Origin of the sequence: Aliidiomarina celeris (assembly GCF_003316875.1) — a bacterium.
Classification (GTDB): domain Bacteria; phylum Pseudomonadota; class Gammaproteobacteria; order Enterobacterales; family Alteromonadaceae; genus Aliidiomarina; species Aliidiomarina celeris.
Genome location: NZ_QMIL01000002.1, coordinates 409,110 through 432,591, shown reverse-complemented (window position 1 = coordinate 432,591; position 23,482 = coordinate 409,110). Strand labels below are relative to the sequence as shown.

Below are 23,482 nucleotides of genomic sequence, written 5' to 3'. Positions count from 1 at the left end.
TCTATGGGATACTTTCGGTGGTTGCAACTCTAAAAAGGGATTTTTTTATGATTTTTCGTTCAACTGGTCAAAAAATAGAAAAGGCGCTTAAAAAAGCGCCTTTTCTCATCTTTATTAAGCTTATACCGCTTTAAATGGATGCCGCAAAATAATGGTTTCCACACGGTCTGGGCCAGTAGAAATAATATCAACAGGCACACCTAACAGCGCTTCAATGCGCGCGATATAGGCTAAAGCATTACTTGGCAACCCTTCATGTTTGGTGACGCCTTCAGTTTTCTCGCTCCAGCCCGGCATAGTTTCATATACAGGCGTTACTTGTTCATAATCTTCAGCTGCCATTGGCGGCAGTTCCGTAACGGTGCCGTCGGGTAGCTTGTAGCCTGTACAAATTTTCACTTCGTCTAAGCCGTCAAGCACGTCGAGCTTGGTCAAGCACAAGCCACTGATAGAATTAATTTGTACCGCACGGCGCATGGCAACCGCGTCGAACCAACCGGTACGGCGCTTACGGCCCGTTGTTGCGCCAAATTCGTGCCCTGCAACGCCTAAATGTTGGCCGACATTACAGCCGAGCTCGGTTGGAAATGGCCCAGAGCCTACGCGCGTGGTGTATGCCTTCACAATACCCAGCACATAATCGAGATAACGTGGGCCAAAACCAGCACCCGTGGCAACGCCACCCGCTGTGGTGTTAGAAGACGTTACATACGGATAAGTACCATGGTCGATGTCCAGTAACGTACCTTGCGCACCTTCGAACATAATGGAGTGACCTTCTTTGCGCGCTTTGTCGAGCAAGCCAGGTACGTCGGCAATCATCGGGCGCAGTATAGTCGCCAACTCGTGACAATGGGCAATCACGTCTTCTACGTTAATTTCGCTTTGCTTGTAGTACTCGCGCAACATGAAGTTATGGGTTTCCATTACTTCGCGTAGTTTTTCTTCCATCCGCACGGGGTGGAACAAGTCACCCACGCGTAATGCACGGCGAGCAACTTTGTCTTCGTAAGCAGGGCCAATACCGCGACCGGTAGTGCCAATGGCTTTTTTGCCACGCGCTAGCTCGCGCGCTTGGTCGAGCGCAATATGGTAAGGCAAAATTAATGGGCACGACTCACTGATCAGCAACCGTTCGCGAACCGGAATACCACGCTTTTCGAGCATGGTCACTTCTTCCATCAGGGCGTCGGGCGAAAGCACTACGCCATTGCCGATCACGCAGGTGACGTTGTCACGCAGAATACCGGAAGGAATTAAATGAAGTACCGTTTTTTCACCGTCAATAACAAGGGTATGACCTGCATTATGGCCACCTTGGTAGCGCACTACGTAGGTTGCTTGATCGGTTAATAGATCGACGATTTTGCCTTTGCCTTCGTCACCCCATTGGGTGCCGAGAATCACTACATTCTTGCCCATGATACTCTTTCAACGTTGAGGAGGAATTTTAGGCCGCGATTCTACCAGAAATTACGGCCCAGTTTGCAGATTTTTTATTCAGTCGAACTCAATTTGCTGATAATCCTCGGCGTTATGGTAAAGCGCAAAGCCAAACCGTAAGCGATCATTTCGAAAATCCGTAGCCACGCCTCGTTCACGCAAGTGTGCGGCTAATTCAGTAACCTGTTCGGCATTGCCCCAGCGAAAGGTAAAAAAGTGACCATGGCGTTCTAGGTCATGCGCTAACAGAGTGTCGCGGTTCACCCGAGGGTCTTTCAATGTATCGATGTGTTGTAAAAAGGCTTGTTGTAGATCACGAACGTAACTCAATATTCTGGCCGGTGTCAGCCCTTCAGTTTGCCATAGCTTGAGCACTGCTTCGAACCGATAGAGCGCACTTAAATCGACGGTAGCTCCCGCCATACACATACCGTCGTTGGCGTAACCCACCGACCCTTCTTGTGGTTTGGCCAAGCTACTAAAGTCGGCAAACCAACCGGTGTATTCCGGTCGAAACACATGGTTGCTCGGCACTACGGCGAAACAGCAGCCCTCGCCGGCTTGCGCGTATTTGTAGGCTCCCGCTAAATAAAATACCCGATCCGCATAGGGCGACCAATCCGTAGGTAATGCACCGAAGCCATGGTATCCGTCCACCATAATCAGGGTGTCGTCACCACGCACGGCATCGAGCCATTGCTTCGGTTCTGGGGAGGCTACACCGGAATTATAAAAAATTTGGCTGATAAAAATCATGTCCCACTGCCGCGAGGCCACGGCGTCGCGCCATCTTTCGGCGAAGGTTGCAAAGGGTTCAGTAGATACTCGAACTACTTCTACATTGCCACGCTCTTCTAACCGGCGGCTTTGTCGATTAAAACTATGGAACTCTGCATCGGTCGTCAAAATCGCTAGGTCGCGGCCATAACGAAAGGTCGTAATTGCCCGGTACAGCAACTCGTGGGTGTTGGGTGCGAATACAATTTGTTGCGGATCGGTAAGATTAAGTATTTTTGCAATGCCTTGCTGCACCGCAGGTACCTTCTCGGCAAATAAATAGCCCCATTTGTCGTCAGCCATAGCGGCAGAGTCGTCCCAATAACGCAGTTGGGCGTCGCGGGTTACGTCCGGCCAATAATAGTGGCTATGAGGGGCGCAGTGCAGCAGACCCGGGCGGGCGGCTAAAAATCGAGAATAGTGCTTCTTATACATGTCACGTTCTCTCTTCGGTTCTGTACTTATGGATTCACACGGTAAATCACGTTCACCGTTTTCGAAATATCAATCGACTGAGGAATAAACAACGGCGGTTGCCCTGAGTCGGCCAGTCGCGAACCCGTGACCCTGATACGCTCATAGCCACCCGCTCCGCTTCCACCCAGCCCAAAGGTGGCAAAAAAGTTGGTGAAAGAGCCACTGTCGTTGAAGGCAAATACATCGCCAAGCGCAACACCAAGGCCTAAGGCCATTTGCTGCGCTTTTTCTTTGGCCTTCACGGCGGCTTCTGTGGTTAATTCCAGCTCAACTTCGGCGCGTTTCGAATAATCGAAGTGCGTGCCATTAAAGCTTAGGTTTTCCGTGGCAAATAACGCTTTCGCAATATCCGAGTATTTGGCTATTGAATGAATGTCTACCGTGAAGTTGCGGCGAAACTCGTAACCCAAAATACCAGTACTGTTGTAGGATTCATCGCGGTTTCTACGAACACTGCGCTCAATTTCATAGGAACGAATAGCACCGGCAGCAATACCATTTGTTTCGAGAATATCGAGCACCTTACGGGTTACTCGATGTAATTCTGCCTCCCCTTCTGGCGCCGCTTCATGATAAGCAAACACGGTAAAATTAAGCGTCGCTTGGTCGGGCTGAATACCGCGTTCGGCCGTGCCCGAAACCGTCACAAAAGGAAAGTCTGGTAATGGCGAGCCTTGAACCTGAATACTCAAGAACGCCAGTAACGCTATACCCATGCCTTGTAACTTATGCTTTACCATAAAAATATCTCGCTTGATGAACTGAACTATAGCTTACCACGGTCTGTCGCTATCGCTAGCGTGGCGATGTTGAAATTAACGTTATCTTAATGCGGTTCGAGCAAGGGTCTTGCTCACCGCTCATGACGCACCCACACAAAAAAAAGCCTGCGTTTTTACACGCAGGCTTTCCATTGTTTGAACGCACTTCAAGTTTGTCGTTCTACTCGGTGGTTAATGCACCAAAATACTTGAAGAAGTCACTGTCGGGGCTAATCACCATTACGTTGTTGCCTTCGCCGAAGCTCTTAGTGTAAGCCTCTAAGCTACGAATAAAGGCAAAAAACTCAGGGTCTTTACCATAGGCTTGGGCATAAATTTGCGCCGCCTCGGCGTCACCTTCACCCCGAATTTGTCGTGCTTCACGCTCCGCGTCGGCCAGCATTACGGTTACTCGAGCGTCGATGTCTGCACGAATAATTTCCGCCTGCTCACGACCTTCAGAACGATGCTCTCGAGCCACAGCGTCGCGCTCGGCACGCATGCGGTCGAAAATGGCGGCACTCACTTCGGTGGGTAAGTTAATTTGCTTCACCCGCACGTCGAGCACCTGAATTCCCAAGTCGTTGGAGCTTTCAGAGGCCTGAATTAATGCCTGCTCCATAAGCTCGTCACGCTCACCCGACACGATGTCGCGAATGGTGCGGCTACCAAACTCGGCCCGTAAACCTGCGTTAATTCGACGAGTTAACAGCGACTCAGCTTGTATTTGATTACCACCACCTGTCGACAAGTAATACTTCTCGAAGTCTTGTATACGCCATTTCACAAAGGCATCTACAATCAAGTCTTTCTTCTCGCTGGTGATAAAGCGGTCGGCTTGGCCGTCGAGCGTTTTAATACGCGCGTCTAGTTTCACAATGCGTTCAATAAACGGCATTTTGAAGTGTAAACCAGGCTGGTAGACCAAGGCTCCACCGGTTTCGCTTTGCGCTACTTTACCAAAGCGAATGACAATACCGCGCTCACCTTCAGCGATGGTAAACAAAGACGAATAAAGTAGTGCCGCAAGTGCCACGATGATCACTAATACAAAGTTTTTCATGATTAGTTACTCCCCCGTGAGCTGGTTCGTGTTGCTGTTCGGCCATTTGTGTCAGTACTCGAACGTTGTTGCGTGTTCGGTGAAACACTGTTTTGCCCCGTAGGTAACATAGGCGCAGGTGTAGTAGCTCGGCCATTATTCTGCAAAATTTGATCTAAGGGTAAATACATCAAGTTGTTATTCCCTTCAGTATCAATAAAGATTTTTGCGTTGTTTGCATAGATACGCTCAAGAGTTTCTAAGAAGATACGTTGACGCGTTACTTCTGGTGCCGCTTGGTACTGTGGCAGCAATTCGTTGAAACGTGCAACTTCACCCTGAGCTCGCAATACGGTTTGCTCTTTATAGGCTTGTGCTTCTTGTTGCATACGGCGCACTCGACCACGCGCTGTCGGTTCGATTTCACGAGCATACGCTTCAGCTTCACGAATGAAACGCTCTTCGTCTTCCTGAGCACGAATGGCATCATCGAACGCGTCGCGCACCTCTTCCGGTGGTCGTGCACTTTGGAAGGTCACATCAATAACACTCAAGCCCACGTTGTACCGCTCGATTAATCGGTCGACAATTTCCCACGTTTGTTGGCGTACTTCTTCCCGGCCTACGGTTAGAATATTGTCCATAGTGTTGTGACCAATAACGTAGCGTAGAGCACTGTCGGTAATTTGCGACAAGCTCGACTCTGGGTTCTCTACGTTAAACATATAGGCGCGAGGGTCTACAATTCGGTACTGCACACCCAGTTCCACACGCACTACGTTTTCGTCTTCCGTAAGCATGAAACCCGTGGTTTGCATTGTGCTTACGTTATTCACGTCGATATTGGTTACGGTGTCGATCAAGGCTGGGCGCCAATGCAAGCCCGAGGTGACTTCTGAATGGTAGGCACCAAAACGCTGAATAACGCCGCGCTCTGCTTCTTTCACGGTATAGAAGCCGGCAATAAACCAAACAACTAAGAGCAGACCGACTACAAAACCGACCCCTTTCGCCGGAAGGCTGCCGCCCGCGTTTGAACCGCTCCCGCCTTTGCCGCCTTTACCGCCGCCAAGACCAAGCTTGCCCATTAAGTTTTTCAGTGCTTCATCTAAATCAGGTGGCCCCTGATCTTTACTGCCGCTATTGCGGCCACCCTTGTTGTTACTACCCCAAGGGTCGCGGTCGTTGCCGCTGTTTCCCGGTTCGTTCCAGGCCATTGACTACTCCAAGTTTTACTAGTTTCGTAATCGTTTATTGGTGCTCAGCTGCACTGCTAAACACATCTAATTTTTCCGCATAATGTTTTTTCAGCTTCTGCCACTCAATGAAGGGCAACCGCACAGATAATAACATATCTCCGTTATCCTGCACCTGCTCTCGCTGCACACACTGCAATTGATAGAGCGCGCCGCGTAATTTACCTTCCGCCGGTGGCAAGCAAAGTAGCGTTTCGACCATTTTTGGCGCTAAACGTTCCCGCAGTACTTGCTCTAAGAGCTCCAACCCAGCACCGGTTGCTGCCGACACCCAAACCCGTTCTGGAACGCCCTCTTCGTTGTACTCAATGCGAGGGGAAACCCCTTCAAGTAAATCGAGCTTATTGAAAACCAAGAGTTGCGGAATTTCGAGCGCGTCTATTTCTTCTAATACGGCGTTCACCTGTTGGCGGTTCTCAGCTTGTCGCTCGTCCGCCGCATCAATAACATGAACCAACAGGTCTGCGTCTCGTGTTTCCGTTAAGGTTGCTTTAAACGCAGCCACTAAGTCGTGCGGCAAATGGCGAATAAAACCCACAGTGTCGGCAAAAATAACCGGCCCAATGTCACCCAAGTCAAACTTCCGCAACGTTGGGTCGAGCGTGGCGAATAACTGGTCCGCGGCATACACCGCCGACTGCGTAATCTTGTTAAACAGCGTTGACTTACCCGCATTGGTGTAACCAACGAGTGCAAGCGTGGGTATTTCTGCACGCTTGCGAGAACGGCGGCCCTGCTCCCGTTGTTTTTCAACTTTTTCCAACCGTTTCAAAATATGCTTAATGCGTTCTCGTAACAAGCGACGGTCGGTTTCCAGCTGGGTTTCACCCGGCCCGCGCAACCCTATACCGCCCTTTTGCCGTTCAAGGTGGGTCCAGCCGCGAATAAGCCGCGTTGAAATATGCCGAAGCTGCGCCAACTCCACCTGCAATTTACCTTCGTGGGTGCGTGCGCGCTGGGCAAAGATGTCGAGGATGAGGCCGGTGCGATCAATCACTCGACATTCAAAAATTCGTTCTAAATTTCGTTCTTGAGAGGGGGTGAGCGCGTGATTGAAAATCACCACGTCGGCGTGCATTGCCTTTACTAAACTGGCAATTTCTTCTGCTTTTCCGCTGCCAACAAAAAGCCGTGCGTCTGGCGCGTTACGTGCGCCAGTTACAACGCCAACGGCTTCAACGCCCGCTGAGGAAACAAGCAGTTTTAATTCTTCGAGATCTTCACGTGCTGATTCTGTAATGAAATTTACATGAACCAGAACGGCTTGCTCACCACCCTGATACCTATCAAACAAGCAAGCCTACTCCTTCATCTGTAGCCCGTAGCTTACAGATGATCGTTATGATCGTCGTGATCTGTGCCACCTTGAGGCGGATACTGACTCGGAATGCGCGAAGGCACCACAGTAGAAATGGCGTGTTTGTACACCATTTGGCTTACCGTATTCTTCAACAGCACCACGAACTGATCGAAAGATTCAATTTGACCCTGTAATTTAATGCCATTCACTAAATAAATTGACACAGGAATACGTTCCCGGCGCAGTGCATTTAAGAATGGGTCCTGTAATGTTTGTCCCTTTGCCATATTTTTATTCCTATTCTTGTTATTAGTATAAATGGTCATAGTTCCTACCGCGTCCTCGGAACGAGGTAAGTCTAGCAAAACTTTAAAACTTTTGTGAAAAAACCGTGTTTACACTGAGCATAAATGCAACGAATGTCACTATTACAAATGTCAGTGCATACGCCAACGCTTAGCCGCTGAGCAAATCACCCCCATATATCGGCACTACTGGGCGCTTGCTGAATTCTTTTCAATGCAGCAGGCAATAGTTCCGTTTGGGTTGGATCAAGCCAATTTAGCTCGGGCCAACTGCGTAACCACGTTATTTGCCGCTTCGCTAATTGGCGAGTGGCTATAATGCCACGCTCTCGCATTTCTTCATAACTGAGCACACCGTCTAGAAACTGCCACATTTGCCGATACCCTACGCAGCGCATCGACGGCATGTCGAGATGTAAGTCGCCACGCTGCCGCAATTTTGCAACTTCCTGCTCAAAGCCGCTCGCAAGCATTTGCTCAAATCGATCAGAGATACGCTGATGAATGATTTTCCGATCAGTCGGCGCTACCGCAATTTGCCAGGTTGGAATTTGTAAGCCGGGCTTCTGTTCTGCTGTCAGCTCGGTAAGTGTGCGCCCACTTACATCATAAACCTCAAGTGCCCGCAAGAGCCGCTGCGGATCGTTCGGGTGAATACGCGCGGCGCTTACTGGATCAATCGCGGTGAGCCGCTGATGAAGTTCTGCCCAGCCAAGGCTTTCGGCTTGCGCTTGCAAGCGTGCTCTTACCTTTGCATCGGCTGCCGGCAAACTCGACAAACCCGCCAATAGCGCCCGATAGTAAAGCATGGTTCCGCCGACCATTATGGGGGTTTTGCCGCGCCCAATAATAGCGTGAATGAGAGACTCAGCTTGGCGAGCAAAATCGGCTGCAGAATAAGCGTCTGCTGGATCTAGAATATTCACCAAGTGATGCGGGTATTGCGCCAACTCGGCTGCCGTGGGCTTAGCAGTGCCAATGTCCATGCCCCTGTATATGAGCGCCGAGTCAACACTAATAATCTCACTCGGAATACGCTCGTAAAGGGCCATGGCTAATGCTGTTTTACCGGCAGCGGTTGGCCCTGAGATACAAATAACACCGTCGCCGGCAGTTACACTACTCATACGCTTTGCTGCCAGTCTAGAGGAACAATAGTAGGCCGGTGAGCGGGAGCAAGTTCAGCCCAAAGTTTGCTCACTTGCGCTAGGGTTAACGGCGTTGACTGCGCGCCACTGTCGGTTGCGAACTGCACCAATAATTCCACCACATCAGTTCGCTCCATCATAGGTAGGTCGGCCGGCTGCGCCTGTAACCGGTCGAGTAGCGCGGGAACGCTCTGAGAAATAACCGTTCTGCGCATTACCGCTGGCACCTGCAATACCGCACATTGGTTCACTTTTACCGCTCGTAACTGCACACCTAGGCGCGCGAGTACATTCGAGTAGCTCGCTAAAATAGTATGAATGTCGGGGTATTCTATTTGGGTGGGCAAGAGCAGCGGCTGACCACTCAGCCCTTGTTCAATACCAGTGCTAATTTGCAACGCCACAGCCTTTTTTTGCAGCGCATGAGAGCATACCAAACCCAACGCCGCCGACGACTCTGCTCGTTGCATAACCAACGCCCAACGATCATCGAGCATTGTCACTATTTGCCAGTCGGTCGTGGTGGGCAGTGGTGTCGCTAACATTTGCCCCCATGCTTGCACAGCGCCAGCGGTCAGGTTAGTGCTAGGTCCACGCGCGCGTGCTTGGTTTGTCTGAGGTGCTGAACTTACCTGAAATGCACTTTGCGGCCTTGATCCCTGATACGCTGCAGCGCTACTCGGTGCCGATATAGTAGGTTGAGTCGCGCTCACATTGACTTCTTGAAGAGGCGAGCTTTGCACAAAGGGTTGCTCCCCAGCTCGCCCTTGAGCGACAGCCTGATACCGAGAAGGGTCCGGTGCTTGATAGTGGTGGGTTTTCTCTACAGTGGGAGCTATGTAGTCAGCCAAGGCACGGCGCAGGGTGGCAAGCACAAAGTCGTGCACATGGCGCGATTGATGGAAACGAACTTCATGCTTGGCCGGATGCACATTCACGTCTACATCGCGCGCAGGCAGTTGAAAGTAAATTACAAATGACGGCTGGCGGTCGTCGGCTAAACTCTCACCGTAGGCTTGGCGCACCGCATGGTTCAACAACCGGTCACGCATCATACGGCCGTTCACATAAAAATACTGCACGTCGTTTTGGTGCCGACATACTTCCGGCGGCGACACCCAGCCGGACAACCGATAATCGCCTTGCTCCGTATCAAACACCACAGCTTCGTCGGCGAAGCGTTTACCAACGACCTTGGCAATACGTTGCTCGGGCGCAGCGAAGGCTGGAAAGTTGCGTACTAACTGGCCATTGTGAACGAGTTTAAAACTCACCTGTGGCTGGGCTAAGGCAATGCGTCGAACCACTTCTTCAATGTGCGAAAACTCTGTTTTTTCGGTACGCAAAAACTTTCGCCGCGCGGGAGTATTAAAAAACAAGTCTTCCACATCTACAGTGGTACCCACTGGGTGTGACGCGGGCTCCACTCGCACAGCCATGTCGCGGCCTTCACAAAACGCACTAAAGGCACTGTCCTGCTCCGCTGTTTTCGCCGTAAGCGTAAGGCGCGAAACGGAACTGACACTGGCTAAGGCTTCGCCACGAAAACCTAAACTCAGAATGGCTTCTAAGTCGTCTAGTGTTGAAATTTTACTGGTCGCATGGCGACTTAATGCCAGGGTAAGTTCGCCCTCAGGAATGCCAGCACCATTGTCGCGCACGCGAATGCGTCGGCTACCGCCCTTCTCAATATCGATTTGAATTTCGCTAGCGCCAGCGTCTATGCTGTTTTCAACCAACTCTTTGACTACCGACGCGGGCCGTTCCACCACTTCCCCGGCAGCTATTTGGTTCGCCAATTGAGTGGGTAATAATTGTATAGGCATAGCAACTCTATGTTATGGGAATTTGTAGTTCTTGGCCTACACGCAAAACGGTACTGGTAAGCTCGTTTACTTCCATAATGGCGTCTACTGTAGTGCTATAGCGGTCCGCTAATACCGACAGCGACTCTCCGCTACGCACAATGTGACGCTGAAAGCTCTGATTCGCCAACAGTGTACCGGGAATAGGGTGGCGAATAAAATGTTGGCGAACGCCACGGTAAAGGGCGGTAGCTAGCTTTTCTTGGTGATTTGCATTGCGCAATAAACGTTCCTTTTGCGGATTAGAAATAAACCCAATTTCCACCAGCACAGAAGGCGTTCCGATATTGCTGAGCACTGCGAAACTTGCGCCTTGCGGTTGCCGACGATGCAAGTTAGTCACCTTGCCGAGCTCAGACAGAATAAGCTCTGCGGCCAGCGAGCCGTCATTCATAGAATCGTCGCGACGCATATCTAACAGCGCCCGCGCGAGGTTTGGGTCGTTATTATTGCGATCAAGGCTCGGTTCCAGTTCATACAACTCTTCACTTAAACGTTCCTTGTTTTCCAACGCCCTACCAAGCTCGGTGTCGGAGCGGCGACGCGACAGCACCCAAACCGAAGCACCACGCGGCTGCGGCGAGGTAAACGCGTCGGCATGAATGGAAATGAAAAAGTCGGCGCGGGCTTGGCGAATGGCACGGGCGCGTTGGCTTAAAGACAAACTGTAATCACCCGTTCGCGTGAGCACGGCTTGCATGGTGGGGTCGGCATTTATTTTTGCGGCCAAGCGCTGTGCCACCGCTAAGGTAACGAGCTTTTCAAAGGTTCCCGCGGGCCCAATTGAACCCGGGTCTTGCCCCCCATGGCCGGCGTCGATGGCCACCACAACCGGCCGAAACTCAGTGGTTTCGGCGGTACGAATAACGCGTGCGGGCTGTACTTCTGGAATTAATGAGCGGCCGGGCAGATCAACTACAATACGGTGCCCATAACGCTCTTTAGGTTCAAGTGAAAATACCTTCGCTTCGGTTTTGTCGGTAACTTCAAACACTACGCGGGTCACGTTGTCGGCGGGCGGCGCACTCGGCCGTATTAACCGCAAGAGCAACGACTCGGTTTCAACGTTGCTCAGTTCAATTGAATTTTCAACATCGTGCAAGTCGAGCACCACGCGCAAGGGCCCGCCGTCGTACAAGGTAAAATAACTAAACCGAGCCGCAGCAGAGAGGTCGAACACCACCCGTGTGTTCTCTGGCGAAGGGTAAACACGCACATTTTCAATGGTGGCAGCGTTTCCAGCAAATGCTGTACACAACACAAGAAAACCTGCCATCAGCGCATAAACGCGGGCGGATAATCGTTGCTTCATTGTGCGGGTTACTTTCATGTTCACTCTCTTGCTTGCCATGTTGTACTTGCGCTTAGCCGTGAGCCCACTCGCTCAATAGCTGCTCGCCGGTTTGCGTATGGGCGGTGACTGTGGCTTCGCGCGCCACTTCGCCATGAACAGTCTTATGCGGCTTCAATTGCACGGAAATGTCTGCCGGCGGCAGTATACCAGCGCCACGTTCAGGCCATTCAATTAAACACAGGCTGTCGGCAGAAAAGTAATCACGAATGCCCATAAATTCAAGCTCTTCAGGGTCGGCCAACCGATATAAATCAAAATGATACACGCGCCATTGCCTGAGTTCATAGGGCTCAACCAAAGTATAGGTCGGGCTTTTTACTGCGCCCTCATGGCCAAGCGCCTGAATGAAACCGCGGGAAAAAGTAGTTTTGCCCATGCCAAGGTCACCGTGCAATGAAATTACGGTGGGTTTGCTGCAAAGGCGAGCGAGGCCAGCACCAAGAGCAACAGTAGCAGCTTCGTCGGCAAGATTTAACACTTTAACGATCGGCATTGGGGTTCATTCCTACAACAATATACGGTAATAAATCGGACGCCAAAACACCTCGAGTATTGGCACCTGCCGCCAGTTCACCGGCTTTCGCGTGCACCATTACTGCAGCACAAACACTCTGCCAAAGCGACAACTGTAAGACGTTCGCTTGGGCGACCACAGCGCTTATAATACCCGTTAACAGGTCGCCCATACCAGCGGTAGCCATGGCAGGCGTTCCCATTGGACATAATGCGCGTGTTTCAGGGCCATAAATAAGGGTTCCACTTCCTTTTAACACCACAACCGCAGAAAATTTTTGCTGCAAGGCTGCGGCAGCTTGCCAGCGGTTGCCTTGTACCTCACTCGCCGATACAGGCTTGCTATCGCCGCTGAGTAGCCGTGCGGCTTCGCCCGGGTGTGGCGTGAGTATCCACTGCAAATTCGTTGCAGCTTCGACCCTTTCGTTAGCCAATAGGTTCAATGCATCGGCGTCAATAATCAAGGGCTTACCATTATTTTTACTCGCCGCTTTCACTACCAGCCACCACGCCGCCCCCCATTCCAGCGCCATCTCGTTTTGCGAGCTTTGCGTTGCGCCCAAGCCGGGGCCAACCGCAAGCACCGACGCCTGCGCAATCAGCGCACGTGCTCGCGGACAATCACTCTTCGCGCCGAGCACCATTAATTCGGGTGTAGTGGCAACTATTCCCTCTTGGCCCGGTTCACAAATAATCGAAACCTTACCAGCACCTGCGCGTAAACAGGCTTCACCTGCCAGTCGAGCGGCGCCGGCCATTCCGCGTTGTCCGCCAATGATCACGACATGCCCTGAATTGCCCTTGTGGCTGGCATGGTCCCGCGGCGGTAACCACATAGCGAGCACATTAGCGTCGAGTTTGATGGTGTCGGTAAGCACGTGCTGCGCAAATGCGTTCCCGAGACCCAGCTCAGCCAGCCAAAGTTGCCCTGTGTAATCACGCGCAGACCCGGTAAGTAAACCGCGCTTTGCCGCCACCATAGTGACTGTATGCTGGGCACGCACCGCCACACCAAGCGGTTGGCCCGTATCGGCGCACAGCCCAGACGGCACGTCGGCCGCAATAACTGGAACCGAGCTTTCGTTCAGTGTTGCGATCACATGAGCGTGCAGTTTGTCTACATTCCGTTGTATGCCTGTACCGAATAGCGCGTCTACAACGACGTCAGCGTCGAGGCCTTGTTCGAATAGCTGCTCGAAAGGCGCAACCTGCCCGCCCTGCGCTTGCCATTCCTGCCACGCGCGTCGCGCATCGGCGGTTTTGGGTGGCCCAGCCGCATACACACAAACCGCCACTCCTGCTTGTTTGGCAAGCCGCGCAAAGACATAGCCGTCACCGCCGTTATTGCCGCTCCCGCAAAGTACAACCGTGCTCGCTGCCGTGCCGTAAAAGCGCTGCTGGGCAGAAAATAATGCTTCACCCGCCCGCACCATTAATTGCCACAGGTCAACGCCTTTGCTGGTAGCCACTTGCGCTTCATGCGCACGAACCTGTTCGGGCCGATACAGCGCCTGTGGTATGCTTTTTAAAATTTCATCTGGCATAGCGTTTCTAGCACCCTTATGGCACAGCTCATTGACTATCAACAGCTCGCAACCCTAATCAAGCAATGGGGTGTAGAGCTTGGCTTTCAAAAAGTAGGTATTACCGATCTCGACCTTAGCCGCCATGAGGCGAGCTTGCAAGCATGGCTCGACAAACAGTATCACGGTGAAATGGATTACATGGAACGCCATGGCATGTTGCGTGCGCGCCCCGCCGAGCTTCATCCGGGCAGTGTTCGCGCAATTTGTGTGCGTATGGACTATTTACCCCGCAATGCTAAATTCGCCCATGTGCTGAAACAACGTGAGCTGGCCTACGTTAGCCGTTATGCCTTGGGCCGAGACTACCATAAGCTCATGCGTAAACGCCTCAAAAGCTTGGGCGATCGCATTAAAAACTATTGTGCGGAACATGCCCACACCAACGCCGACTTTCGCCCATTCGTTGACTCTGCGCCTATTCTTGAACGCCCGCTGGCGGAAAAAGCAGGGTTGGGTTGGACCGGCAAACACAGTCTGCTGATGGACGACAAAGATGGCTCTTGGTTCTTTTTAGGCGAGCTGTTAATTAACCTGCCGCTACCGGTCGACCAACCCATGCAAGAGCGCTGCGGCAGTTGCACCGCTTGTATAACTATTTGCCCAACGCAAGCGATTGTCGAGCCTTATGTGGTCGACGCGCGCCGCTGTATTTCCTATCTCACTATTGAGCATGCGGGGGTTATTGCCGAAGAGTTTCGCGAAGCTATGGGCAATCGAATTTACGGCTGCGACGACTGTCAGCTTATTTGCCCTTGGAATCGCTATGCCACCCCCACCAGTGAACAAGACTTTGTTCCGCGGCACGAGCTGCATGCTCCCAAGCTCCTTGAACTCTGGGCGTGGAGCGAGGCGCAGTTCTTAAGCAAAACAGAAGGCTCGCCCATTCGCCGCATTGGCTTTGAAAAATGGCAGCGGAACTTAGCCATTGCACTGGGTAATGCACCACCATCGCAGCACATCATCAACGCACTCGAGGAACAGCTTACGCAATGCTCGGACATGGTAAGGGAACACATTGACTGGGCACTCGAGAAACAGCGCGGTGGTGTATTGAAACAGTCGCGGCAGGAGCAGCGCCTTATTCGAGCCATTGAAAAAGGGCTCCCCCGCGACGCCTAAGTACACCCTAGAAACAACGTTAGGGTTTAAAAATGCCGATCACACTGTCGGCATTTGGCCGTTTCGTTGCACTCTGCGCACTGGCTGAATCCGGTTCACTCATTTTATAGCCACACTGAACGCATTCCACATGTTCCTTGTTGTCTTCCACAAATAGCATAAGGGTGTCTTCTGCCTTACATTTTTCGCAGGTTGCGCCTGCAATAAAGCGTTTTTTTGTGCGCGCCATTTAAACCTCTTTTACCGCTAAATACATTGCCTTTCGTGGGAAATGAACCCAAAAAGCAGTATCATGCGCAGTATTCATTTTGTTAAAAATTGCAGCAGGCATGATACAAGCAGAACAACTGAGTTTACTTCGCGGAAGCAAGCAACTTCTGAATAACGCACAGTTTACCATTTTTCCCGGCCAACGTGTCGGCTTAGTAGGTGCCAACGGCACCGGTAAATCGTCGCTGTTCGCATTGATACGCGGAGAACTCAAAGAAGATCAGGGCAGCCTGCACATTCCCAAAAGCTGGCGTATTGCCAGTGTAGCGCAAGAAACTCCGGCCCTCGACACCGCCGCACGTGACTATGTTATTACTGGCGACAGCGAATATGTGGCGGTACACGCAGCGCTAAAAGAAGCCGAGGCCAACAACAATGGCGAAGCTATAGCGCGCTTACACGGCCAGCTCGACGCCATTGGCGGCTACCAAATTGAAGCCCGTGCGTCGGGCTTACTTGCCGGGCTTGGATTTACCCCAGAACAATTTATGGCGCCAGTGCGCTCTTTTTCTGGCGGATGGCGCATGCGTTTGAACCTTTCGCAAGCCTTAATTGCGCGCGCCGACTTACTACTACTCGACGAACCCACCAACCACCTTGACCTCGACACTATTATTTGGCTCGAGCAATGGTTACTGCGCTTTGAAGGCACGGTGATTGTGATTTCTCACGACCGGGATTTTCTCGACGGGGTAATCTCACACACCATTCATATTGAGCAAGGCACAACGCACTGCTACCAAGGCAATTATTCAAGCTTTCAGCGCCAGCGCACCGAGCGCCGCGCCCAAGCACAACAAAAATTCGCAAAAGAGCAAGAGCGTAGAGCGCATTTGCAAAGCTTCGTAGACCGCTTTCGTGCCAAAGCCTCGAAAGCAAAGCAAGCCCAAAGTCGCCTGAAAGCCTTAGAAAAACTGACCGCAACCGAACCACTCGACGAGAACCATCGATATGACTTGAGCTTTCCACCACCGGAAAAGCTGCCGAATCCATTAATTCAGCTAGAACAAGTACAAGCCGGTTATGGCTCCGCTGTTATTCTTGAAGCCATTCAGTTTAATTTAGTGCCGGGCAGCCGCATTGGTTTGCTCGGCCGAAATGGCGCGGGTAAGTCGACGCTCACGAAATTACTTGCCGGCGAACTGCCGCCCCTGCAAGGCAGTCGCGAAGCCAGTGCGGGGCTTGCCATTGGCTATTTTGCACAACATCAGCTCGACACCCTACGCATTCAAGATACCGCAATGGAGCACCTGCAACGGCTCGACCCAAAGGCCACCGAACAAAGCCTGCGTGACTTTTTGGGTCGCTTTGGCTTTCAAGGTGACCGCGCCTTTGAGCCCGTCGGCCCTTTCTCCGGTGGCGAAAAAGCCCGCTTGGTGCTTGCCTTGCTCGTCTATCAACGGCCGAATCTGCTGCTCCTCGACGAACCGACCAACCATCTCGACTTAGATATGCGGGAAGCCTTAGTCGCCGCCTTACAAGAATTTTCTGGAGCCATGGTCGTGGTGTCGCACGACCGACATTTTTTACGCGCCACCGTCGACGACTACTACCTGGTCGCCAACCAAAATGTTGAGCCTTTCAAAGGCGACCTCGACGACTACAGTGCATGGCTCACTGCACAAACTCAGGAAACAACGGCAGCTACAAAAGCAACAACAGAGCCAAAAGACGCAAAGAAAGCACAACGGCAAGCCGCAGCTGCGCAGCGGTTGCAGCTTAAGCCATTAAATGATCGACTAAAAAAGGTAGAAGCCGCAATGCAAAAGTTAACGCAGGAACTCGCCACGTTGAATGCGCGGCTTGCAGACCCCGATCTTTATCAGCAAGAGAGCCCCACAGCGCTGAGTGCTTTATTTCAACAGCAAGGGCAACTTGAGAAAGAACTCGAAGCTGTGGAAGCCGAGTGGCTCGAACTCGAAACCGAGCTCGAGCTGTTACGCGACACTTAAGGGAAGGTTTGCCAACCGGTGGTGTTTGAAAACGGCTCTTGCTGAAACTCGCTGCCACGAATTTCAATGCGTACACGGGCATTTTCCTCACTTAACCATTGTTGGTAAATTGCCAACAATTCTTCTTTAGTCATCGCTTCAACTAATGCAATTTGCCGTTGCCGACGATCGTACATGGGTTCCGCGCGACTCCACTCTTGGCTCAGCTCACCCGCCTCTTCGTTCAGGTTTTGTGGCGGCTGACGCAGGTCACCAATAACCGCGTCTTGGGTTTGTGCAAAACGCTCGGCTGGCAACGCTTCAAGATAGTCTGAGAACTCGGTTTTAAACTGTTGAAAACGCTCGGTGAGAGCACCCGGCCCCCGCACGGGGCTCTGAATGAACAAGCCAATTCCTGGATACTCTTGCACATTTATACCGGTAACACCCACGGCATAACCTAACTGCTCCTCGGTACGCAGCTGATTAAAGGCTCGGGTATTCATTAACTCGCGCAGTATACGCAAAGCCACCTGAGTTTTTAATGACGTGTCGCGCAAAAAACTGGCTTCTAAAACAGCGCTATCACTCACGCTGGTGTCTTGTTGGTAACTCAGCGGGAAACCGCCCGGCAACGATCGCGTGGGTTCAAACTCCTCATACGTGCGTTCAGGGTCTAAACGAGCGAAAGAACGCAACGAATTCGCGATGCTCAAAGCACTGTCTTCCGTATGATTACCGAAAATGAACGCGCGCAGCAGCACGTTGTCGAGCAACTGATTCCGAACCGCCATTAGGTTAGCTTTGGTTAGGTCGCGTAAGGCTTCAAGTTGTTCTGCATCGGTATGGTAATTGAGCGGCAGAATACGATTAAAAGCTGGCCAGAGCCGCTGTATAGGGCGTTGCCGGTCGCGGTTTTCGATCTCTCGGCGCATGCGATCACGAGAGCTTTCAATTTGTTCTGCGCTAGGTTCAAATTCAGCAAAGCGGGCCATTACCGTTTGCGCTAGCTCCTGCTGCTTGTCGTCAAACCCCGACAGCAACAACGTTAGTCCGCGGTTATAACTTAAATTAAAACCCAGTCCGGCAATTGCAGACTCGCGTGCCAAGCCACTCTGACTCAAACGAAATGCGTCGAGCAAGAGCTCCGCGGCGAGTTGATCTTGCCAACTCATTTCATGATTCGGCTTAAAGTATTGCGCCAGCACCACCGCACGGGGCTCGGCAAAACGATTACTACGCTGATAAGCAACCGACATACCGTCGCTGTTTAACAGCTCAACGGGTTCGGGCTGAATTAAGCCCTCAACCACATGCAAACTCTCGGGAAGGAAACGATTCACTGCAGGTAAGCGAATTCCAATTGGAGATGACAAGTTTTGCCACTCAACCAACGTGGACTTCGCTAGCTTCTCAATTCGATACTGAGCGGGGAAGTAGTGCATTGACTGGTCGGTTTCAACATGGGGTGCAATGACGAAAATACGCGCATTTTCTACCGTAAGCGCATTCAGTACACGCGTTGTCGCCGCTTCGTCATAGCTGTCGAGTCGGTAGCGGTAATCAATCGCATTTTGTGTTGGGTAATGCTGCATGGCGTCGGCCAAGGTTGCAGCATAACTAAAGGCACTCTGCCCCCTTAGGAACTGAAACTCATTATTTAGAACTGTACGGAGTTCGTTCACGTAGGCTTCGTCAACACCTTGTTGGCGAAGCATATCGAAATATCGGAACATCAACCCAATAACCCAGTTACGCTGCTCGTAACCTTGTTCGGTTAAGGTAATGGTGACCCGCAATAACCCAGCGTTGCTATACATATTCGACTGCCCCCATGCGCCCATTTGCTCTATCAAGCCGGCTTCACGGAGCACGGCAGCGGGCGTACCTGGCATTTCCGAAGCAATTAAATAGGCAACGAGGCTTTCTGGCTTACTGGCAAAAGCTTCACTTTGATTGGGAATTACGAAGTCGATCATGAGCGTGCGCATTTCAGCTTGCGGCTGGTAATAAATAATTTGCTGCAGTTGCTCGCCAGTTGCCGCTGGCACGTCAATGGCTGGAACTGTTGCGTTAAAGTTCGGAATGTCAGCAAAGGCACCTCGGGCTAATTCTTCTAGCTCATTCAAACTCCGATTGCCGATCACCGTAGCCGTCATTAAGTTTGCCGAATAATAGCGCTGATAAAACTCCACCATGCTCGCCAGTAGCTCGCTATTCGGCTTGTTACTTAACGATTCATTATTACCAATTCGAAAGCGCGTAATGGGGTGTTCAGGGTTTAAGGTTTTATTATTTAAGGCATGCAAAATATAGCCGTCGTTCTCACGCTGCATAGACCACTCGGAATGCACCGCGTTAACCTCTTTTTCCACATACTCGGGAGTAAATAGTGGAGCCTTGAAAAAATCGGCGAAGCGGTCAAGCGCCTCCGGCAGCGCATTATTGTTCACCTCAAACATGTAGTTGGTAACGTTGTCGTCGGTGTAGGCGTTTTGGCTACCGCCATGGCGAGACATAAACTCCGAATATTCATCGGGATCTGGATATTTCTCGGTTCCTAAAAACAACATATGCTCGAGAAAATGAGCCAACCCTTGCTGGTCATCAGGGTTCTGCAAGCTTCCCACGCCCACCGCAAGGGCCGCAGCCGACTTCTCAGTTTCACGATCGGTCACTAAAATAACCCGTAAACCATTCTCTAGCGTTATTTCGCGATAATCCCGTGTATCATAGGGGCTTGCATACACGTCGGGTTCGCGTTCAATCGCACGGGGTTGCGACGCCGGACTACATGCCGTAAGCAGCAATAGCGACAGCATTAAACCCGTGAAAAAGAGTTGATGAACGCGCGGGTAAACCTTAGCAACTGTCATGAGTGTTCCGTTTTAGAAAAATGAAGGACAATATTGGAATTATGCAAAGCAACAGCCACACATGCAATGCTACTTTTCAGGCACCCTTATTATTACGCAACCCTCACGTACAAACATTGTGGTCGCGGCTGAGTAAATACAAGCCAAGTAGCCTACTGCATGTTGAAACCATTCGCACCTACGACAATGACTTTATTGATTTAGCGTGGAGCCATTCTGCGGCACAGGTAAAAGCCAGCGCTGCACCCATTGTTATTATTTTTCATGGCCTCGAGGGCAGTGCGAAGTCCGCGTACGTAGACCAGCTCATGCAGGCGGCTTGTGCGCAACAATGGCAAGCTGTGGTTATGCAGTTTCGCAGCTGTTCAGGCCGCATGAATGCTACCGCACGCGCTTATCATTCTGGCGACACGCAAGACGCTCTTGAGTTCATACAGCGATTACGCCAGCGTTATCCCGAGCGCAAACTCTTTGCCGCTGGGTTTAGCTTAGGTGGCAATATGCTAGTGAAGTTACTTGGCGAGCAGGGCCATAGCCCGTTGCAAGCCGCTGCATGTATTAGCGCGCCATTAGCGCTCGGCCCGAGCTCAGAGCGTATTAACCGCGGTATATCGCGGCTCTACCGAAACCATTTACTCAACAGTTTAAAGCACAAAACCTGGCAGAAGATCGAAGCAGGGCTCATTACTCATCAAGTGAAATTGAGCCAACGCGCACTTTTCTCAATCCGTACCTTTGCGGAATTCGATCATGAAGTAACAGCGCCTTTGCACGGTTTTGCCGGCGCCGACGACTACTACCAAAAGTGCAGTGGTTTGGCTTTTTTACCGGCTGTGCGCACACCGCTTTTGGTTTTGCACGCAAAAGACGACCCATTTACCTGCGATGCCTGTATTCCAGCCCCCGCGCAAATACCCCCTGCAGTTCGTTATGAGCTGCAACAACATGGCGGCCATGTGGGCTTTTATACACAACTAAGCGCCCACCGCACTGGGCAACTGCAGCCGTGGCTGCCGCATAAACTCATGCATTGGTTTAAGGAGTTTTGAACATGTTAATTCCATGGCAAGATCTCGCGCCCGAAACACTTGCAGCACTGATTGAACAATTTGTACTGCAAGAGGGTACCGAGTATGGCGAGCATGACGTGCCGTTGGCGACAAAAATTGAGCAAGTAAAAGCACAATTGAAAAACGGTAGTGCCATTATTGTTTGGTCTGAACTCCATGAAAGCGTGAATATTGTGGCCAAAGACACTTATGTCGACGACTCGGCAAGCGAGCCTTAACGCAAATGTTCGGGCAGCAACGCCGGCCAGTCGACACGCGGGTCACCAAGCACTAGAAAATTAGGATTAACCGGGTGAGCAGTGCGGTTGTACGTGAGTGGATTAAAATTTTCGTCGACTAAACTGCCGCCCGCTTCCTGAACCAAAATTTGTGCCGCTGCCGTGTCCCACTCGCCCGTTTCACCCACCCGAATAAAACAGTCGGCACTGCCCTCGGCAACTAAGCACGACTTTAACGTGCAACTCCCTGTTTTTACATGTTCAATTACACGCTCGCCATGACTCATACGCGACAAAATGCGTTCTACAGGCTGCCGACGACTCAAGGCTACGGTAATAGCGTCGCGTTGTGGGTTTTGCAAACGACGCACACTAATATTTTCTTGCTTAGTACCTACCCTACGCCATGCGCCTTGTGATTTCGCAGCATAGTAAAGCGCGTCTTCAGCTGGCCAGTAAATCACCCCAAGCACGGGCTCGTTGTGGCTCACTAAGGCAATACTCACCGCAAAATCCGGGCTGCCATAAATAAACTCTTGGGTTCCATCAAGTGGGTCGACTAACCAATACGACGGCCAGTCGCGACGTTCATGCCAAGGCTTGAGTGCTTCTTCCGTTAACACCGGAATATGCGCACTGGTTTTGAGTAGCTGCTGGCTAATCAGTTCACTGGCGGCGAAGTCTGCAGAGGTTACTGGCGAATGGTCATTTTTCTCCTGCACTTCATAACTACCTTCGCGCTGTCGTTGCAGTAGCAATGCACCAGCTTCCGCCGCAATGTCAGCAGTGTCTTGTAATAGATTGGCTAGCTGTTCAATGCTGGGCGGTTCACCTTCCAGAAACCGACTCATGTAAGCTGTCCTCCTTGCGCAAACCAACGCTGCATCAAGAGTAATGCCGCAACGCTGCGGGCTTCAGTAAAGTCTTCTTGTAACAGTAAAGCATCCAGCTCGGAAATTTTCCATGGTACCAGTTCCAACGGTTCGGGCTCGTCACCCACCAGCTTCTCGGCGTATAGGTCGTAGCCTAAATACAAATGCATAGTGGCTGAGAAAAACGCCGGCGCCATCGACACCGACTTGAGCGGCACCAAGCGCTTGGCGCCAAAGCCTATTTCTTCTTTTAACTCGCGCACTGCAGCCTGTTCGGGACTCTCGCCGGGGTCAATTAAGCCTTTTGGAAAACCCAGTTGGTAATTGTGTAAACCCGCCGCGTACTCACGAACAAGTAGCATAGTTTCGGGGTCTTGTAGCGGAACGACCATAACAGCACCGCGGCCGCTGCCTTGCATGCGTTCATACTGGCGCAATTCGCCATTGCTAAACTTTAAATCAACAGCTTCAATGCGAAGTAAGCGACTTTTCGCTACAATGCTTCGCGACAAAATGGTAGGAACCTGCTTGGCGGCCATAATACTTCTGCTTCTACTCGGTTGACAGTGTAAACATACACATAAATAAAGGGCGAGAAAACCCCATGCTGAATTGGAATTCCATCGACACCGTGCTTTTAGACATGGACGGAACCTTACTTGACTTGCATTACGACAATCATTTTTGGCTCAATTACTTGCCAGAATGCTTTGCCGTACAGCATAACCTGCCCCTAGCAGAAGCAAAAGATCAAATTAATCAGAAGTTTGCCGAAGTGGCGGGCACTTTAAACTGGTACAGCCTCGACTATTGGGAACGCACTCTAGGCTTGCCGATTCGGCAATTAAAGGCGCGCTCTGTAAACAAGATCAAGTATCGTGCCGACGCACCCCATTTTTTAGAATCTTTGCGTAGCGCGGGCAAGCAGGTGGCACTCGTTACCAATGCCCACCCTGACGCCTTAGCATTAAAAAACCAACACACCGATTTGGCTCAGCGCTGCCCACTGCAATTTTCCACTCATGAATTTGGTTATTGCAAAGAATTCCAAGAACTTTGGCAAGGGCTGCAGCAGCGCCTTTCCTTTGACCCCGCGCGCACCTTATTTGTCGACGACGGTGAGCATATTCTCGACAGTGCCGAGCGTTTTGGAATTCGCTATACTTTAGGCATCCGTACACCAGACAGCCAACAAGCGGAAAAGGTCTTTGTAACGCATGCAAGCGTGGATCTATTTTCCGAACTGCCGGCGCTTACAGAGCTCTGACGATTAGCCGTTGCGTTAAACACCGTTTATTT

General features: G+C 51.3%; 21 protein-coding genes. 5 read left to right on the top strand and 16 right to left on the bottom strand.

Annotation, left to right across the window (positions count from 1 at the left end):
- Positions 1–120: 120 nt before the first annotated feature.
- The 12 genes from DQW12_RS06260 to DQW12_RS06205 form a co-directional block, all read right to left on the bottom strand.
- Positions 121–1,422, bottom strand: a complete 1,302-nt coding sequence (locus tag DQW12_RS06260; protein WP_113906983.1) for an adenylosuccinate synthase — start codon at positions 1,420–1,422, stop codon at positions 121–123.
- Positions 1,423–1,500: 78 nt separating this feature from the next.
- A complete protein-coding gene (locus tag DQW12_RS06255) occupies positions 1,501–2,655 on the bottom strand; it encodes an aminotransferase class V-fold PLP-dependent enzyme (RefSeq protein WP_113906982.1) in 1,155 nt (384 codons plus the stop codon).
- A gap of 26 nt (positions 2,656–2,681) precedes the next feature.
- Positions 2,682–3,437, bottom strand: a complete 756-nt coding sequence (locus DQW12_RS06250) for an SIMPL domain-containing protein (RefSeq protein WP_113906981.1) — start codon at positions 3,435–3,437, stop codon at positions 2,682–2,684.
- Between the two features lie 202 nt (positions 3,438–3,639).
- Positions 3,640–4,521 (bottom strand): protease modulator HflC, encoded by an 882-nt coding sequence (gene hflC / locus DQW12_RS06245; protein WP_113906980.1) that lies wholly within the window; start codon positions 4,519–4,521, stop codon positions 3,640–3,642.
- Between the two features lie 2 nt (positions 4,522–4,523).
- Positions 4,524–5,717, bottom strand: a complete 1,194-nt coding sequence (gene hflK, locus DQW12_RS06240) for an FtsH protease activity modulator HflK (protein WP_113906979.1) — start codon at positions 5,715–5,717, stop codon at positions 4,524–4,526.
- A 34-nt stretch (positions 5,718–5,751) separates the two neighbouring features.
- On the bottom strand, positions 5,752–7,050 hold the full coding sequence (hflX, locus tag DQW12_RS06235) for a ribosome rescue GTPase HflX (protein ID WP_113906978.1): 1,299 nt from the start codon (positions 7,048–7,050) through the stop codon (positions 5,752–5,754).
- Between the two features lie 32 nt (positions 7,051–7,082).
- On the bottom strand, positions 7,083–7,343 hold the full coding sequence (gene hfq, locus DQW12_RS06230; RefSeq protein WP_113906977.1) for an RNA chaperone Hfq: 261 nt from the start codon (positions 7,341–7,343) through the stop codon (positions 7,083–7,085).
- A gap of 185 nt (positions 7,344–7,528) precedes the next feature.
- The gene (miaA, locus tag DQW12_RS06225) at positions 7,529–8,488 is read right to left on the bottom strand and encodes a tRNA (adenosine(37)-N6)-dimethylallyltransferase MiaA (protein WP_113906976.1); all 960 of its coding nucleotides are present in this window, start codon (positions 8,486–8,488) and stop codon (positions 7,529–7,531) included.
- The gene (gene mutL / locus DQW12_RS06220) at positions 8,485–10,335 is read right to left on the bottom strand and encodes a DNA mismatch repair endonuclease MutL (protein ID WP_113906975.1); all 1,851 of its coding nucleotides are present in this window, start codon (positions 10,333–10,335) and stop codon (positions 8,485–8,487) included. Before mutL ends, miaA begins: the two co-directional genes overlap by 4 nt.
- A 7-nt stretch (positions 10,336–10,342) precedes the next feature.
- Complete coding sequence (locus DQW12_RS06215; RefSeq protein WP_232819906.1) at positions 10,343–11,686, bottom strand: N-acetylmuramoyl-L-alanine amidase; 1,344 nt, start codon at positions 11,684–11,686, stop codon at positions 10,343–10,345.
- A gap of 52 nt (positions 11,687–11,738) precedes the next feature.
- A complete protein-coding gene (tsaE, locus tag DQW12_RS06210; protein ID WP_113906974.1) occupies positions 11,739–12,221 on the bottom strand; it encodes a tRNA (adenosine(37)-N6)-threonylcarbamoyltransferase complex ATPase subunit type 1 TsaE in 483 nt (160 codons plus the stop codon).
- The gene (locus DQW12_RS06205) at positions 12,208–13,785 is read right to left on the bottom strand and encodes an NAD(P)H-hydrate dehydratase (RefSeq protein WP_113906973.1); all 1,578 of its coding nucleotides are present in this window, start codon (positions 13,783–13,785) and stop codon (positions 12,208–12,210) included. Before DQW12_RS06205 ends, tsaE begins: the two co-directional genes overlap by 14 nt.
- Before the next feature lie 18 nt (positions 13,786–13,803).
- On the opposite strand from DQW12_RS06205, the gene queG reads away from it, so the two are divergent.
- Positions 13,804–14,946, top strand: coding sequence for a tRNA epoxyqueuosine(34) reductase QueG (gene queG, locus DQW12_RS06200; RefSeq protein ID WP_113906972.1), 1,143 nt, complete (start codon positions 13,804–13,806; stop codon positions 14,944–14,946).
- 19 nt (positions 14,947–14,965) lie between these two features.
- Here queG and DQW12_RS06195 read toward each other — a convergent pair whose 3' ends face one another.
- Positions 14,966–15,175 (bottom strand): YheV family putative zinc ribbon protein, encoded by a 210-nt coding sequence (locus DQW12_RS06195; protein WP_113906971.1) that lies wholly within the window; start codon positions 15,173–15,175, stop codon positions 14,966–14,968.
- Positions 15,176–15,275: 100 nt separating this feature from the next.
- Here DQW12_RS06195 and DQW12_RS06190 point away from each other — a divergent pair, with 100 nt between their 5' ends.
- Complete coding sequence (locus tag DQW12_RS06190; protein ID WP_113907235.1) at positions 15,276–17,168, top strand: ATP-binding cassette domain-containing protein; 1,893 nt, start codon at positions 15,276–15,278, stop codon at positions 17,166–17,168.
- Here DQW12_RS06190 and DQW12_RS06185 read toward each other — a convergent pair.
- A complete protein-coding gene (locus DQW12_RS06185; RefSeq protein WP_113906970.1) occupies positions 17,165–20,023 on the bottom strand; it encodes an insulinase family protein in 2,859 nt (952 codons plus the stop codon). The two genes, DQW12_RS06190 and DQW12_RS06185, sit on opposite strands and share 4 nt — an antisense overlap.
- A gap of 41 nt (positions 20,024–20,064) precedes the next feature.
- On the opposite strand from DQW12_RS06185, the gene DQW12_RS06180 reads away from it, so the two are divergent.
- On the top strand, positions 20,065–21,072 hold the full coding sequence (locus DQW12_RS06180; RefSeq protein WP_157957864.1) for a hydrolase: 1,008 nt from the start codon (positions 20,065–20,067) through the stop codon (positions 21,070–21,072).
- 2 nt (positions 21,073–21,074) lie between these two features.
- Positions 21,075–21,311, top strand: coding sequence for a YheU family protein (locus DQW12_RS06175; protein WP_113906968.1), 237 nt, complete (start codon positions 21,075–21,077; stop codon positions 21,309–21,311).
- On the opposite strand, the gene cysQ is transcribed toward DQW12_RS06175, so the two are convergent.
- On the bottom strand, positions 21,308–22,162 hold the full coding sequence (cysQ, locus tag DQW12_RS06170; protein WP_113906967.1) for a 3'(2'),5'-bisphosphate nucleotidase CysQ: 855 nt from the start codon (positions 22,160–22,162) through the stop codon (positions 21,308–21,310). The genes DQW12_RS06175 and cysQ overlap by 4 nt on opposite strands.
- Positions 22,159–22,722, bottom strand: coding sequence for an ADP compounds hydrolase NudE (gene nudE / locus DQW12_RS06165; protein ID WP_113906966.1), 564 nt, complete (start codon positions 22,720–22,722; stop codon positions 22,159–22,161). The genes cysQ and nudE overlap by 4 nt, the downstream gene beginning before the upstream one ends.
- Before the next feature lie 65 nt (positions 22,723–22,787).
- On the opposite strand from nudE, the gene yrfG reads away from it, so the two are divergent.
- The gene (gene yrfG, locus DQW12_RS06160) at positions 22,788–23,450 is read left to right on the top strand and encodes a GMP/IMP nucleotidase (RefSeq protein WP_113906965.1); all 663 of its coding nucleotides are present in this window, start codon (positions 22,788–22,790) and stop codon (positions 23,448–23,450) included.
- Positions 23,451–23,482: the final 32 nt, after the last annotated feature.